Consider the following 15,479-nt stretch of genomic DNA (forward strand, 5'->3'; position numbering starts at 1 on the left):
TTTTTCTTTCAAATGCTAAATACCGACTTTACAGATAGAGAATAAGGACAAATATCACACCCATGAATTCTTGCGATATTGATTCAGCCAATAAAATTCTTCAGAATGCAAGTCCACTTGAGACTATCGAGTGGGCATGTCAGCAGGGTGAAGCAATCGTGACAACGAATTTTCGCCCCTACGAGGCAGTCATTCTCCACCTGGCAATTAAGGCTAAACCTGACATTCCGGTGCTTTGGGTCGATCACGGTGCTAACATACCCGAAACTTACCGCTTCGCTGAGGCTGTTCGGAAGAAGTTGAAAGTGAACCTGAATCCCTATTTACCACGCATGACCAGCGCTCACTGGCTTGCTCTAAATGGTGGTGACCTGCCTATGCCGGATGAGGTAGAGCGAGTAGAGTCATTCAGCCGCATTATGAAGCTTGAACCTTTCGAGCGTGGGATGAGTGAACTTGCTCCACGGGTATGGATCACTGCGCTACGCAAAGAACAGAATCCACAACGGGCAGCAACCCTTCAAAAGGTGATGTGGGACGCGAAGTTTAACTGCCTCAAAGTGAACCCAATCCTAGACTGGACAGCCGTCGAATTGGAAGCCTATCTGGCTGAGCATTCTTTGCCAAACGAGCGCACGTATTACGACCCCGCTAAAGGGGACGAAAAACACGAGTGTGGGCTGCATGCAAAGCTCGTCACACATTCAAACTAAGACATCTCAAACAAATGCCAGCCGAATGACCGCCATTACCCACCTCCAGTTTCTTGAAAGCGAGGCGATTTTCATACTCCGTGAAACCGCCGCTCAATTCCAAAAACCAGCCCTCCTCTTCTCCGGCGGCAAGGATTCCATCGTGATGGCCTGGCTCGCTCGGAAGGCATTTTACCCGGCCCGCATGCCGTTCAAGCTCCTGCATGTGGACACGGGGCATAATTTCCCGGAGGCGATGACCTATCGCGACTGGTTCGTGAACGAAATTGGAGCTCAACTCGTTGTCGGCAGCGTGCAGAAAAGCATTGATGAAGGCCGTGTGCAGGAAGAAAAAGGAGCCTATGCGAGCCGAAACAAGCTGCAAACGGTCACTCTACTAGATAGCATTGAGGAGCATCAGTTCGATGCCTGCCTTGGGGGCGGTCGTCGTGATGAAGAAAAGGCACGTGCCAAAGAACGCTTCTTTAGTCATCGCGACGAGTTCGGTCAGTGGGACCCCAAAAACCAACGACCCGAGCTCTGGAATATCTTCAATGGTCGCAAACACTTCGGGGAGCACTTCCGTGTCTTTCCGCTGAGCAATTGGACCGAGATGGACGTCTGGCAATACATTCGCCAAGAAAACATCCCTCTCCCCAGCCTGTATTTCGCCCACAAACGCTTCGTCTTCGAACGTCACGGACAGCTCCTGGATGCCAGCACCGGCATCATTCCGATCCTCGAAGAAGAAAAATCAAAAGTGGAAGAGCGGCTCATCCGGTTCCGCACGGTCGGCGATGCCACTTGTACGGGCGCAGTCGAAAGTTCTGCATCCACCATCGACGAAGTCGTGGCTGAAGTTGCCGCTGCGCGCCAAACCGAGCGCGGAACTCGCGCCGATGACAAGCGCAGCGAAACGGCCATGGAAGACCGCAAGAAGGAAGGATACTTCTGACAATAACCGAGAAGCCAACGCAAAACCACACACTTTAAGATACTTATGGACGTCCTCGTCAATCCTTCCGAATCAAGTCTTCTCCGCTTCACCACCGCTGGCAGTGTAGATGATGGCAAAAGCACCCTCATCGGTCGTCTTCTCTACGACTCAAAGTCGATCTTCGAAGACCAGTTGCTCGCTGTCGAGGAGTCCTCAAAGCGCCGTGGCGATGCGCATGTGAACCTCGCGCTCCTGACCGACGGCCTCCGCGCCGAGCGCGAGCAGGGCATCACCATCGATGTCGCCTACCGCTACTTCGCCACGCCGAAGCGCAAATTCATCATTGCCGATACGCCGGGGCATATCCAATACACGCGCAACATGGTCACAGGCGCCTCTACGGCCGACCTCGCCATCATCCTCATTGATGCACGTCTCGGTGTCATTGAGCAAACCATGCGCCACACTTTCTTGGCGAGCCTGCTGCGCATCAATCAGGTAGTTCTCGCCATCAATAAAATGGACCTTGTGGACTTCGATCAGGCTGTTTATGACAAAATTCTAGCCGACTACATGGACTTCGCTTCAGGTTTGGAATACACGCCGAACATTTGTCCAATCCCGATGAGTGCCCTCAATGGTGACAACGTCGTTGATCGCTCAGAGTACACCCCATGGTATCAGGGGCCGAGTCTCCTTGAGCACCTCGAAACCGTGCAGGTCCAAGCTGAAGCCGCTACTGACAAAGCACGCTTCCCGGTGCAGTGGGTGATCCGTCCCATCTCGGACAAGGACGACCCGAAGCTCGGCAATCTCCATGATTACCGCGGCTTTGCTGGACGTATGGCAAGCGGCACTTTCCGCCTCAATGATGAGATTCTCGTGCTTCCATCAGGAATGAAATCGCGCATCACTGGCATTCATACCTTCGCAGGCGCTGAAGAGGAGGCTGTTCCACAACTCAGCTATAGCATTACCGTCGCCGATGAGATCGACACCAGCCGAGGCGGCATGATCGTGAAGGTTGCTGAGCCTGTGCATGTTGGGCATGAGTTCGATGCCATGATCTGCTGGTTTGCAGACAAAAAGACCCTGAAGTCTCGTGGGCGTTTCCATCTGCGTCATACGACCAACGAAGTCCGCGCCGTCGTCACTGAGGTGCTCTACAAGGTGAACATTAGTACCCTTGAGAAGTCACAGGAAAGCCAGGAGTTTGCTCTCAATGATATTGGGTGCATTCGCATCCGAACGTCAGCCCCGGTTTTCTTTGATGCTTATGCTGAGAATCGCACCACGGGTAGTTTTGTGCTTGTCGATGAGCAGACCAACAACACCGTCGCTGCGGGCATGATTCTAAAACCGATTGTGGATGCGTTTGATGAAGAGGCCGAGGTCTCCATCTGACGGCAACAAAATGAGCGCCGGGACGGCCCGGCGCTGAAAATGTTGACCTGCGGGTTGCTCAGCCCACGATTTCAAAAATCGCCTCTACTTCGACTGCGGCACCTGTGGGCAGTTGGGCAAATCCCAGAGCGCTTCGAGCATGATAGCCGTCGCCGTCTTTGCCGAAAATGGTATGCAGCAAATCCGAACAACCATTGATGACGAGATGTTGATCAGTGAACTCAAGGGTCGAATTCACACAGCCTAGCACTTTGAGTACTCGTAGGCCGTCGAGCGTGCCGTAAGTGTTCCAGACCGACCTCAGGACCTTCTCGGCGCAGTTTCGAGCAGCTTGGTAGCCTTCCTCAACAGTCAGCCCAGATCCGAGTTTGCCTTTGAGATCGCTGACGTGACCGGAGGTGATCAATTGATTTCCTGAACGGATGCATAGATTAAGATAGCCCGGCGTTTGATGTTCGAACGTGATTCCTTGGGCTTCGGCGAGTTTTTGGTAAGACATGGTATTGGATACTATCCCAAACGGTGACGCGGATGAAATTCAACATCGTTCTCACCGGCAAGACTGAAAATACTACAGCTCAATGAACTGAAACCTGCTTGAGAAGCTGCTTGCCAAATGAGGCATGACCCCCATATTCGCTCCCCCTTATGGACATCCTGATCGGCATTCTCACGGTGGTCGAAGTCATCGTCTGCCTCCTCCTCATTCTCCTCGTTCTCATGCAGCGCCCTCGCCAGGAGGGACTCGGTGCCTCCTTTGGTGATGCCGCCATGACTCAACTCGTCGGTGCTCAGACCACCAACGTACTTCAGAGAGGCACCGTTTATCTCGCGGTGACACTCTTTGTCCTGACGCTCTCACTCGCGGTGCTCACCACTCGCAAGCAGACGGCTGGGCAGGCTAGTAAGGTCTTCGATGAGCCACCTCCCGCAGCACCAGCGGCTCCCATCACTCCGGTAGCTCCTGCTGCCACACCTGCGGCTGGCGATGTGAAATCTGCTCCTGCAACTCCTGCTAAAGCTCCAGCGCCTGCTAAGGTTGGTGATGCAGCCAAGGCTGAGGCCCCGAAAGCGCCCGAAAGCAAGCCTGCGGCAGCCCCGGCTATGAAGGAGCCTGCTGAACCGAAGGCTGTCACTCCAGTTGTTCCCGCACCTGCTGCTCCAGCAGTTCCGGCTCCGAAGAATCCGTGATTTAGTTGACCCGCCTCTGCAACAAAGGCGGGCTTTTTTGACAAGCCCTGCACTAACCATGACTGGCGGACCGATCCATCACCCGCTTGCACTTCGGTTTGGCATGGTTTTGTCGGCCCTTGCTCTTGCCCTTCTGGGGGTTCAGTTGCATGCGGCAGAAACCGTCCGCTGCCAGCTCGCGGACGGGTTTGATTTCCCGGTCGGAAAGCCGAACGCCGTTGGCTACTACAAGTTCCGCGGCTACTGGCCGAATGGGCATTTGGGTGAGGATTGGAATGGTCGTGGCGGGGGGGATAGCGATCTTGGCGCTCCTATTTATTCCACGGCGCGAGGAGTCGTCGTGATCTCAGAAAACATCGGAGCGGGCTGGGGAAACTGCATTGTTATCCGGCACGCCTATCGTGATGAAACTGGTAAGATCTCCATGGTTGACAGCCAGTATGGGCATCTTCACCAACGTATCGCCAAAGTGGGACAAATCGTCGAAAAGGGCCAGTTGGTCGGCACCATGGGGAGCAACAACGGCATGTATGCGGTACATCTCCACTTTGAGATGAGAAAGAATCTCCGAATTGGCATGAACCGCAGTCAGTTCGCTCGTGACAACACGAACTACTACAGCCCGACAGACTTCATCAACAAGCATCGCGTCCTGCCTACCAGCTTCACGAAATACCCCATCCCTACTCGGCTCTTTTCACCTTATGGTCGCTCAATAGCTGATGCTCGCAGTGATGATGGTAGTCCGAGCGTTCAGGTGCCTACATTGCCAAACAATGCCACCCGTCCAGCTCTGCCGGCCAGTGGCCCTTCAGACGAAGATGAAGACTTTTGGGGCAAACTCCGCAATCGCTTGAAGCAGGGCAAACTTACGCCAGGGCCGACTCCAGAAAACTGAGTCCACCAGTCAGCGTCCCTTAGTGTTGGAAATACCTGGGACGCTGGCCGCCATAGACCAGATACCGGATTTCGTATGCCGAGCCTTCTCATCCAGCGCCTTCAATTCAGCCATGTAAGCCGGCTGGTCGCGGCGGTCATCCGGCAGTTCCGTCCTCAGTCCGCCCACGCGGGCATAGCCGCGCCTCACGAGAAGATCCGCCAAATACACAGGCCCCTCGGGTTGTTCGACCTTGATCACGGCATAATAGCGTACTGTGTTCGGCACACGCTCCCAGCGCGTGAGCACGTTGAAATGCCTCTCCTTGAGCAGATCCGTCACATACTTGGCGGCGGTCTTTCCGACCTCGATGATCGCTTTTTCAGTTACCCCTCCGAACCAGCGGCCCTGCTCGGCCACACGCTGGGGATGGTCCATCGTCGTCTCCAAAGCATCCACAAAGTAGAGGACGAAAACATACTCCTCATTCCCGTAGCGAATACGCAGGGTGTCCGCCTCATTCGCCTCGCTCTCCACGAGGATGGGAGCAGGCAGAATTTGAAATTTATCCACGGGTAGTTTCGGCACGCCACCTTCATCGGGAGTCGTCTGTCCGGGCACTCCGGCCACTGGAATTTTCACGGCGGGTAGTGCTTGGGGCTGCCTGCCGCGCATGGCGATCCCCACCAGCACCACCACCAACAGGAGCATGAAGGTGATCGCCAGATTGAGCAGCGCGGTTCGAAAGGGCATGACGGAAAAAGTAGGGCAGATAGTCCGGGAAATGCGGCTCGGCTCAAGTGATTAACCGCTCAAGTCTCACGGTAGCTTCTGCATCCACTTCAAATAAGCCGTCGCACAGGCGTCCAGATTCTCCAAGCCACCGCCTCCACGCAGCGGAGAGCACATCTCAAACACCGCCGTGCCGTCGAATCCTCCCTCCTTCAGCCCTTGGAAAAAGGCGGCGTAGTCGATGAACCCCGTCCCGAACGGCACTGCTCGCACCCAATCCACCGGCTGGCGCTCGTAGTTTACCAGCTCGGGCATGTAGCGATGTCGCGGCACGCGGATGTAATCGGCATTCGTCGTGATGATGGCATGTGGTGCTGCCATCTTCGCCGCTTCATAAAGTGATTCGCCGCGCAGGGCAGGGGACCAGGCATCAAAGCCCAGCTTGCAGTTTGGGCGGTCGATGTCCGCCAGTAGCTCCAGCAGCGCACCGGTATGCAGAGCGATGTCATGGTGGTTCTGAATCGCGATCGTCACGCCATGAGTCACAGCTCGGTCACACATTTCACGGATGGCGGACACGCAGCGGGTCCATTGCACCTGGAGATCCTGCCCCTCCATTTCATAAGCTGTGAAAATCCGCACCACCTTCGCTCCGAGCTGCGCGGCGATTCGTGCGAGAGACTCGACATAAGCAATCTGAAACTCCAAATGCGGCACTTCGCCACCCACACCCGTGGGCTGGACCAGATTCGTGTATGCGGCGATCACATCGCACTTCACTTTGGCCATGTTCAGTGCCTCCTGAATCGGCATGATAAATTCAGGCGTCGCATCTAGCGGAGATAGATGCGGGCGCTTCCCCGCAATCATCACCGAGCCATAGCCGAGTTTGCCCGCATGGTGAATGAAGTCCGTCAGGCTGAGGGGCGATTGCCCCCAGAAGCCTGCGTAGCTGATAGAAAAGAGGCTGGGTGTCATGGTGCGATTATTTGAGTGCCTGCAAAACTTCCAGTGCCTTCGTTTCAAAGATCCTCTGCCACTCTGGAGCCACGAGCGTGTCGCAGTCCTCCTGCGCGTAGCCAGTGTTGTTTCGCTGCTGCATCGTCGGAGTGTAGTAGATGTAGCCGTTCGTATAGCCTGCGACATACGCGTTCGTGTCTTTCGCCGCCTTTTTGATGTTCAGCCCGACCTGCACCGTGAGTTCACCAGGGAAAGTGACCAGCTTGAAGTCACCGACGCTCAGGCCGCAGACCTCAACATCGATCGTGGGTTTGCCTGCCGCCTGAGTCTCGGAGAGATGCCTTTTTAGCAAAGCTAGATTCGTATTCAGCCGCGTCAGTCGCTCCATGATCTGAATGTTGCCCAGATAGCTTTCCACCAGCGCCCGATTGTCTGCATCGAGCTGAGTGATGCCCTTCCGGTCGAGCGTCTGATCGTGCAGGTAGCTCTGCGAATGATGCGACGGTTGCTCGGGCCAAAGCCTATGCTGAAGGAGCAGTGGCAGGAAGGCCTTGAAGTTGATGTTCGTCGGCTTCAGTGCAGCCAGAAGCTTCTTCTGCTCGGCTTCGATGTTGGAGATGCGTTTCTCATAATCCGCTGCGCGGGGCAGGGAAATGACCTCACGACTGACCTTCAGTCCGCCTTCCGCCTTCGTTTCGATCTTCCGCGCCGAGCCGAGCACATTTGCCCCCAGCATCGTCCCGAGCGGCTCAGCATCTGCCGGGCGTGTGACCTCCTTGTAGCGCACAGGATTGATGTCGCCGCCACAGCCTTGGATGAAAAATGCCATAGCACCGCAGCCGAGAGCTTCTTCGATGACCTTGGAGGCAAAGCCGGGATAGTCGGCCGAGTTGCCTTTGCTCGGTGGGTTCATGATCGGGTGACAGGCGAAGTTGTACACGACGGCCATAGGTGTGCCGTCTGCACGATCCAACTTCAGCAGCCCGATCTGAGGATCGATGGGCCCTACGCTCGCCACATCTTCATCGCGCGGCATTGAGTAGGCGCGGCGCATGTCCACCTCGCTGCCGTCCTTCATCAGGAGGCGGCGATTTTCACTGATCCGAGTCTCTGATCCGCTCCCCGTGCCCACTTTCACCGGCACCAGATTCTTCGCCGCTTCCTTCACCGCCTGAACCACAAGTTGTGCTGTGTCAGCTCGGATGATGCCGTGGCAGTGGCTCGCATTGATGATCACGCTTTCAGGCGGAATGCCCGCCTCTTTCTCCAACTGCCCGCGCACCACAGCCAGGAAGCCACTCCCGATGCGTCCGATCTCGCCAATCGCCACGGCATCCACCGTGATCAGCACCGCCGTGGTCTCACCGCTTTTCAAAACGAGGGCTTTGGCAAAGCAGGCATCATTCACCGGCACCGTCCGGTCCGTGATGTCGATCTTTGCCGTGCCTGCTCGCAGTTCGGCGGCGTGCAGGGACGCGGTGGCTAGCGCTAAGGTGCAAAGGATGGCGGCGTGGAGATTCATGGCTATCTCACAAAACGAAGATGGGAGCGGAGTTTCAGCCACGTTCTTTGGCTTCCACCAGCCAACCTCATGGAAACTCCGCTCACGCCCCTCGATTTCGCCCGTCGTGCCCGTCGCCTCTATGCTGATCGTGAAGCCCTCGTCGATGGCGGGCAGCGCTTCACCTATCGGCAGTTCTTTGAGCGTTGTGACCGCTGGTCGTCAGCTTTGCAGAAGCTCGGTATTCAAAAGGGAGACCGCGTCGCGCTGATCTCGCCAAATACCCATTCGCATCTCGAAGCCTACTACGCCGTGCCCCAGATCGGAGCTGTCACCGTGCCGATCAATTTCCGCCTTACCGCGGACGACTTCGCCTACATCCTCAGACACAGCGGCGCACGGGTGATCTGTGTGCATGAAGATTACCTCGATGCCGTGGACCGCATCCGCGATCAGGTGCCGGACGTGCAGCACTTTGTCGCCCTCGAAGGCAGCAAGGAGGGCTGGCTCGACTACGAAGCCACGCTCGCCGCCGCGTCCACACAGTTCACGCCTGTCACCATCCAGGAGACAGACATGATTTCGCTGAATTACACGAGTGGCACCACGGCGAACCCGAAGGGCGTCATGGTCACACACCGCAACACCGCCCTGAACATCATGGGCCACCTCATGCACACGCGCATCACCAGCGCGGACCGCTATCTCTGGGTGCTGCCCATGTTTCATGCGAACGGCTGGTGCTTCACCTGGACGATGACCGCCGTGGGCGCGCGCCATGTCTGCCTGCGCAAGGCCGATCCCAGGGCCATCTTTGAAACCATCGCGCGTGAGGGCATCACCATGCTTTGTGCCGCGCCGACCATCCTCATCAGCATCGCCAACGCTCCCGAAGAGCTGCGCAGGAGTGCTCCACGCGGTGTGCGCGTCTTCACCGCAGGAGCGCCACCAGCAGCCGCCACCATCGAGCGCATCGAAGGCGAGCTCGGCTGGGAAATCACCCACGTCTATGGCCTCACCGAGGTCTCCCCCATCGTGACCATCAGCGAACCTCGACCCGAGCACGACGCCCTCGAGCCTGGGACCCGTGCCAAGATCAAGGCACGCCAAGGTGTCGAGTATCTCGGTGCCGCCGAAGTGCGTGTGGTCGATGATGAAGGCAACGAAGTGCCCCAAGATGGCACCTCGCTCGGAGAGATCATCATTCGCGGCAATGCTGTCATGGCGGGCTACTACAACGACCCCGAAGCCACGGCCAAAGCCATCCGCGACGGCTGGTTCTACAGCGGAGACGCCGCCGTCGTGCATGACGATGGCTACATCGAGATCCGAGACCGCTGGAAGGATGTCATCATCAGCGGCGGTGAAAACATCTCCTCCATCGAGATCGAGGGCACGCTGCTCAGACATCCCGCCATCCAGGAAGTGGCCGTCGTCGGTATGCCCCATGAAAAGTGGGGCGAGACACCCCATGCATTCATCGTGTTGAAAGCAGACGCGCAGGCCTCGAGCGAGGAACTCCGTCTCTTCTGCCGGGATCATCTCGCTCATTTTAAAGTGCCGCATGGCTTCGATTTCATCACCGAACTGCCCAAGACCGCGACTGGCAAGATCCAGAAATTCGTCCTGCGCGGAGGCCGGGCCAACATCGCGAAGCAGTAGGCGGATCGTCCACTTGCCAGGTTTCAAACTCGGCCTAGCCTCTGATCTCATGCGCCGCTTCATACTCCTGGCCGTGTTCATCTCCATTACCGCCACCGCGCGTGAATGGCGCAGCGCTGATGGCACCAAGACCATCGAGGCCGAATTTGGTGGGGTGAAAGACGACCGCGTGCTGCTGAAGTTGCCCGATGGGAAAGCCTCCGTCCTCGTCCTTAGTGCGCTTTCCACGTCTGACCAGGAATACGCTAGAGTCGCGCAATTCGCCATGAATGGCGCGCAGGTGCTTGCTCCGCAGACCTTCGAGATTCAAACCGTGGTCGATAGTGGATACATTGCCCGCATGGGCACACAACTCACCGGCGCAAAAGGCCCATGGACCTTCAGCGGCGAGACCTTCTTTCTCCCCCAAGGCAGCCTCAAACTGGAACGTGGAGACAAGCTCGAAACCAAGCTGCTGTATTACGCCGGCAATCGCACCTTTCAGCCCATCGAGGGTGATGCCGCCATCATCCGCGCCTTTGACCTGACGCTCGATGCCGCCGTGAATGCCGACCTCCGCATCCGCATGGTCGCCGGTGCCGATCCTGCCAAGCTCGCACCTCTCATTGCCGAGCCGTTGATCGAACTCGTCAGCACACGCGGCATCGCTTTGCCCATCGGCAAAGGCTACTTCATCACCGAGACCGACCTGCTCAAAGATGCCAAGACCCTCGTCCTGCACGAAGACGGAAAAGACCTGCCCGCGAAAGTCATCAAGTCCGACCCCAAGCTTGGCCTCGCGCTGATCTCCTGCGCCTATGAAGTCGAGCCCGCACGTCTGCTGCCACGCCAGCCAGCGCAGGTCGGGCAGAGCATCTTCGCCCTCTCCATCCCGCTCACCAGCACGCGGAAAAATCTCGCTCCACCCACGCTCACGCGCGGCATCGTCAGCAAAGCAGGTTCGGGCAGCACCTTCGAGCACGATGCCAGCATTGATGAAGACGCCATCGGAGGCTTCGTGCTCAGCGACAAGTGGGAGCCGCTCGGCGTCTTCTTCCGCTCCGCCTCGCGAATCGAAGGCCAGCGCACCTCGCGCTCGAAATCCACGCCCACAGAGCCCGCCCCCGCCCTGCTCGATTGCCTCCACACGTCCACTTTGGAGAAGCTCTTCATCGAAGGCGAAAAAGACAAAGCCAAGCGCATGAACGGCATCCCCAGCCTGCGATCCGGCAGTCTCGGCAACGAAGCCAAGGAAGTTATTGATCTCCTCCGTAAAAGTACCGCCCTCATCGTCACCACGCATGAGGTGAAGCGTGATCCACCCGCTCCAAAGTCCACGCCCGCCGCCACAGGCACTCCACTGCCCGCAGGAGCCGCCGCACAATTCAGCCTCAGCGGCTCCGGCCTCCGCCACAATAACCGCTGCCGCTACTTCAATGCCGCTAAGCTCTGCCCGCCCACCGAAGGCACCCCCTGCAAAATCTGTGGCGGCTGATTCTTCGTTCGTAGTTCCGTCCCGCACGCGGGACGGCTTCAATGACCTTACGAAGTCTCTCAAGCCTCAAGCGCAGAACCACGCCTTGACCTCTTGACCATTCCTTGACCCTCCCGACTCTCCCCGCCCATGTCCGACGCCGCCACCACTCCCATGATGAAGCAATACCTCGCCATCCGGCGTGAGCTTCCGGAGGACGTGCTGCTCTTCTTCCGCCTCGGCGATTTTTATGAGCTGTTCTTCGAGGACGCCAAAGTCGCCTCGCCGATCCTGAATGTGGCGCTGACGAAACGAAACGCCGTCCCCATGTGCGGCGTGCCGCATCACTCATCGCAGGGTTACATCGCGAAGCTCATCAAGGCCGGCAAACGCGTCGCCATCGCCGAGCAGACCACCGATCCCGTGCCGGGAAAAATCGTCGAACGGGCCGTATCGCAGATCCTCAGCGCTGGCACCATCAGCGACCTCAACCTGCTCGACTCGAACCGCCCGAACTACCTCGCCGCCGTGTTCCGCGAAGGCAAAAAATTCGGCCTCGCCTATGTCGATCACACCACCGGCGAGTTTGAAGTCGCCGAGTTCAAAGACACCACCGAGCTCGCCGACGAACTCGAGCGCCTCCAGGCCAGCGAACTACTCTTCAGCGACACTCAGCGTGAGGTCATCGATGCCCTCGGCAATCCCGGCAGTGCCCAGCCCATCGAAAGCTATCTCTTCCTGCTCGATCAGGCCCAGCACAGCCTCACGCAACACTTCAAAGTGCAATCGCTCGATGGCTTCGGCTGCACCGGCATGAACGCCGCCATCTGCGCCGCGGGTTGCATCCTGCAATACCTGCAATTCCAGCTCCGCCGCAGTGTCGATCACATCCAGCGCCTCCGCGTCGGCCAAACCAACGACGTCGTGCTCATCGACGCCGCCAGCCAGAGCCACCTGGAGCTCGTCAGCGCCCGTGGCGGCAACGCGCACACGCTTTTGAGCGCCCTCGACCGCACCTGCACCCCCATGGGTGCCCGCAAGCTCCGCCACTGGGTCCTGCATCCCCTCCGCGACCTCGATGCCCTCACGCAGCGCCAGGACATGCTCGCCGCCTTCCTCGACGAGCCCATGCTCCTCAGCCAGGTGCGCACGCTGCTCAAAGAAGTGCGTGACCTCGAGCGCACCAGCAGCCGCCTCAGCCAAGGCAGCGGCAATGGCCGTGATTTGCAGGCACTCGCTGTTTCGCTGGAGGTCGTGCCTTCACTCAAAGTCATCCTGCATGAGTCCCATAGGTCGAATGGGTCCTATATGACCTATCTTTCCGACCGCCTCCACGACCTCACCCCCATCTGCCAGGAAATCCAACGCGCCATCTGCGATGAGCCGCCGATGCAGATCAAAGAAGGCGGCGTCTTCCGCGAGGGCTGGCTGCCGGAGCTTGATGAGCTGCGGAATGCCTCCACGCTCGGCCGCCAGTGGATCGCGGATTTGCAGGCGCGTGAGATCGAGCGCACGGGCATCAAGAGCCTCAAGATCAAATACAACGCCGTCTTCGGTTACTTCATCGAGATCACCAAGGCGAACGTCGGCAGCGTGCCCGCCGACTACCACCGCAAGCAAACCACCGTCAACGGCGAGCGCTACATCACCGACGAGTTGAAGCGCATGGAAGACAAAATCCTCGGCAGCGAGGAGCGCAGCAAGGCGCTCGAATACGAGCAGTTCATCGAGCTGCGCAGCCGCGTGCTCGAGCACCTCGCGCACATCCAGGAAACCGCCGAAGCCATCGCCGTGCTCGATTCACTCGGCTCGCTCGCCGAGACCGCGCGACTCTTCAATTACACCCGCCCCGTCCTCAACGAAACGCGCAACCTCTTCATCCGCGACGGCCGCCATCCCGTGCTCGATCAGAATCTCACCAGCGGCGAGCGCTTCGTGCCGAACGACGTCACCTTGGAGCCTGAGGAAAGCCGCCTCATCCTCATCACCGGCCCGAACATGGCCGGCAAGAGCACCTACCTCCGCCAGACCGCGCTGCTCACGCTCATGGCGCAGATTGGCAGCTTCCTGCCCGCCGCCAGCGCCGAGATCGGCCTCGTCGATCGCATCTTCACCCGCATCGGTGCCAGCGACGACATCGCGCGCGGCCAGTCCACCTTCATGGTCGAGATGAACGAGACCTCGCTCATCCTCAACAACGCCACCGAGCGCTCATTGGTCATCCTCGACGAGATCGGTCGCGGCACGAGCACCTTTGATGGCCTCAGCATCGCCTGGAGCGTCGCCGAGCACCTGCATGATCACATCGGTGCCCGCTGCCTCTTCGCCACGCACTACCACGAGATCACCGCGCTCGCGCAAAGCCGCAGCGCCGTGAAGAACTACAACGTCGCCGTGAAGGAGTGGAACCAGCAGATCATCTTCCTCCGCAAGATCCTCCCCGGCTGCGCCGAAAAAAGCTACGGCATCCAGGTCGCCCGCCTCGCCGGCCTCCCCGAAAACGTCATCGCGAGAGCCAAAGAAGTCCTCCAACAACTCGAATCCGGCCACCAACCCGCCGAAAGCGTCACAGAAGTCCCCGTAGCGACCAGCGTGCCCGCGAAGACGAGGAAGAAAGCCATCAGCGATGCCGACGCGGGGCAGATGAGTTTGTTTGGGTAAAAACTAAAAGTTTGGCTCAACCCGTAGTCGCACTGGCTTGACGGGGTCTCTCTCTTCCAGTGCTACTTCGACAACTTTTAAAAGCATGTTCGGTGTGAACTTGTAGAACAGCGCGACCAAGATATCCTCACCCAGCTCGATGCAGCCTTCGACTATGGCCTCCATTTCTGGCAGTAAAGTCCGTACTGGCTCTTGAGTTAAGCTCCAAGCAGGATCGAGTAGAGACGGCTCACTTTGAGTTCCACAGAATTGGAAGTTATGAACTACCAATTTCCCTTTTGGGCCATCCTGAGGGTGATCAACAGCGTTCCGCATATCGACAATTAATTTCACCCAGGGCTCCCAGCTCAATGCAGTTTGAGTTAATTGGTCGGCGTGACCAAATTCTTTGGCAGACCATGCTGCCAACTTATGGAAACGATGATCCTGATTCCCCCCAAAGAAAGGCACCACCAAACGTGCGGTGTCAGCCAAGGCAAGTTTTGAGGACTGTAAGAAGCTTTCAGCCTGAGAATGCAGGTCGACAACAGTTGGGATTATTACCGATCGACCTTTCGACTGAAACTGAAGACCCTGTTCATTGAATTCCTTTTTTGCCTGCTCAACTTGAGTCTGAATCTGTTCCGAGATTGCAATGCATCCAAGCAAGTGTCGCTTCAAATCCATCAAGACAGCCATGCAAGATTCCTTTTGAGTCTCACTCACTTGAAAAAACGAAAGCAGCTCATGACCTTGAATGGCAGTTCGGGCCACTGCCGGTGTGGACGTTCCATAGTTCGAATGCTTTTGAATCTTGATCATTAAGACACAGTTTTCAGCGCAATGATGCCACGCTGCAACTGTCTGACAAACTATCCCAACCGCTCCGTATCCTCGTCTTCCTGCTCGGCGCGGGAAATGACGTCAGGCTGCAACTGGCTGACAAAGTTGCTGCTCCTTCAACTCGGCTTCAGGCTTCGCCCAAATCCAACTCATCTCGATGACTGTGCCAGAAGCGCAGGACGTGAACGATGTTCTAGGCTGCGTCGATCCGGTAGATGATCTTGTAGCTGCCTTTGAAGACCAAAATCTCCCGCGTGTCCGGCAGGATCGCTACACGCACTGGGCGACCGCTTTGGGCACGCACGGGCGATGACAGCTCCGTCTCCGCTGTGTCGATGAGGTTGCGCACATACTGCTCGCCTCGTTCTGGCTCGCCATGCAGGAACCAGTAGTCGTCGATCTCGTGAAGATCGTTCAGCGCCGAATCGGTCAGGCGGACTTGGAACGACGTTGAGCCCATTTTTGTTCCAGCAGTTCCCTGGCTTCCGACAAGGGACGTTCACGCCCGTTCCTCACATCATCCTCCGCCGCCGCGATATCCCGCAGCAGGCGGGCATCATCATGCAACTCGCGCCAAGCCGACGGCT

The 15,479-nt window shown here is 57.6% G+C and carries 14 protein-coding genes; 8 read left to right on the plus strand and 6 right to left on the minus strand.

Annotation, left to right across the window (positions count from 1 at the left end):
* The first annotated feature begins 62 nt into the window (after positions 1 to 62).
* Genes AC6FTP_RS20945 through AC6FTP_RS20955 form a run of 3 tightly spaced genes read left to right on the plus strand, consistent with a single transcriptional unit; the run spans position 63 to position 3,033 of the window.
* On the plus strand, positions 63 to 713 hold the full coding sequence (locus AC6FTP_RS20945; protein ID WP_497208856.1) for a phosphoadenosine phosphosulfate reductase domain-containing protein: 651 nt from the start codon (positions 63 to 65) through the stop codon (positions 711 to 713).
* Between the two features lie 25 nt (positions 714 to 738).
* Complete coding sequence (gene cysD / locus AC6FTP_RS20950; protein ID WP_497208857.1) at positions 739 to 1,647, plus strand: sulfate adenylyltransferase subunit CysD; 909 nt, start codon at positions 739 to 741, stop codon at positions 1,645 to 1,647.
* Positions 1,648 to 1,692: 45 nt separating this feature from the next.
* Complete coding sequence (locus AC6FTP_RS20955; protein WP_497208858.1) at positions 1,693 to 3,033, plus strand: sulfate adenylyltransferase subunit 1; 1,341 nt, start codon at positions 1,693 to 1,695, stop codon at positions 3,031 to 3,033.
* 58 nt (positions 3,034 to 3,091) lie between these two features.
* Here the strand turns inward: AC6FTP_RS20955 and AC6FTP_RS20960 are convergent, their stop codons facing one another.
* Positions 3,092 to 3,532, minus strand: a complete 441-nt coding sequence (locus AC6FTP_RS20960; protein WP_497208859.1) for a RidA family protein — start codon at positions 3,530 to 3,532, stop codon at positions 3,092 to 3,094.
* A gap of 149 nt (positions 3,533 to 3,681) precedes the next feature.
* Here AC6FTP_RS20960 and secG point away from each other — a divergent pair, with 149 nt between their 5' ends.
* Both secG and AC6FTP_RS20970 read left to right on the plus strand, forming a co-directional pair.
* A complete protein-coding gene (gene secG / locus AC6FTP_RS20965) occupies positions 3,682 to 4,224 on the plus strand; it encodes a preprotein translocase subunit SecG (RefSeq protein WP_497208860.1) in 543 nt (180 codons plus the stop codon).
* 58 nt (positions 4,225 to 4,282) lie between these two features.
* Positions 4,283 to 5,122, plus strand: a complete 840-nt coding sequence (locus AC6FTP_RS20970) for a M23 family metallopeptidase (RefSeq protein WP_497208861.1) — start codon at positions 4,283 to 4,285, stop codon at positions 5,120 to 5,122.
* Between the two features lie 9 nt (positions 5,123 to 5,131).
* Here AC6FTP_RS20970 and AC6FTP_RS20975 read toward each other — a convergent pair whose 3' ends face one another.
* The 3 genes from AC6FTP_RS20975 to AC6FTP_RS20985 form a co-directional block, all read right to left on the minus strand.
* On the minus strand, positions 5,132 to 5,854 hold the full coding sequence (locus tag AC6FTP_RS20975) for a hypothetical protein (RefSeq protein ID WP_497208862.1): 723 nt from the start codon (positions 5,852 to 5,854) through the stop codon (positions 5,132 to 5,134).
* 66 nt (positions 5,855 to 5,920) lie between these two features.
* Positions 5,921 to 6,811, minus strand: a complete 891-nt coding sequence (locus AC6FTP_RS20980; protein WP_497208863.1) for a sugar phosphate isomerase/epimerase family protein — start codon at positions 6,809 to 6,811, stop codon at positions 5,921 to 5,923.
* Between the two features lie 7 nt (positions 6,812 to 6,818).
* Entirely contained in the window at positions 6,819 to 8,315 is a 1,497-nt protein-coding gene (locus AC6FTP_RS20985; RefSeq protein WP_497208864.1) for a hypothetical protein, read from the minus strand.
* Between the two features lie 69 nt (positions 8,316 to 8,384).
* Between AC6FTP_RS20985 and AC6FTP_RS20990 the strand changes: the two genes are divergently transcribed.
* The 3 genes from AC6FTP_RS20990 to mutS all read left to right on the plus strand — a co-directional run bounded on the left by AC6FTP_RS20990 (position 8,385) and on the right by mutS (position 14,070).
* A complete protein-coding gene (locus AC6FTP_RS20990; protein ID WP_497208865.1) occupies positions 8,385 to 9,956 on the plus strand; it encodes a long-chain-fatty-acid--CoA ligase in 1,572 nt (523 codons plus the stop codon).
* Between the two features lie 49 nt (positions 9,957 to 10,005).
* The gene (locus AC6FTP_RS20995; RefSeq protein WP_497208866.1) at positions 10,006 to 11,430 is read left to right on the plus strand and encodes a S1 family peptidase; all 1,425 of its coding nucleotides are present in this window, start codon (positions 10,006 to 10,008) and stop codon (positions 11,428 to 11,430) included.
* A 129-nt stretch (positions 11,431 to 11,559) separates the two neighbouring features.
* Positions 11,560 to 14,070 carry a DNA mismatch repair protein MutS gene (gene mutS / locus AC6FTP_RS21000; protein WP_497208867.1) on the plus strand — a complete coding sequence of 837 codons (2,511 nt, stop codon included), beginning with the start codon at positions 11,560 to 11,562 and terminating at the stop codon, positions 14,068 to 14,070.
* Positions 14,071 to 14,073: 3 nt separating this feature from the next.
* Here mutS and AC6FTP_RS21005 read toward each other — a convergent pair whose 3' ends face one another.
* Positions 14,074 to 14,871, minus strand: coding sequence for a hypothetical protein (locus AC6FTP_RS21005; protein WP_497208868.1), 798 nt, complete (start codon positions 14,869 to 14,871; stop codon positions 14,074 to 14,076).
* A gap of 214 nt (positions 14,872 to 15,085) precedes the next feature.
* Entirely contained in the window at positions 15,086 to 15,352 is a 267-nt protein-coding gene (locus tag AC6FTP_RS21010) for a type II toxin-antitoxin system RelE/ParE family toxin (protein WP_497208869.1), read from the minus strand.
* Positions 15,353 to 15,479 lie beyond the last annotated feature (127 nt).

Source organism: Prosthecobacter sp. (assembly GCF_044378005.1).
GTDB lineage: Bacteria > Verrucomicrobiota > Verrucomicrobiia > Verrucomicrobiales > Verrucomicrobiaceae > Prosthecobacter.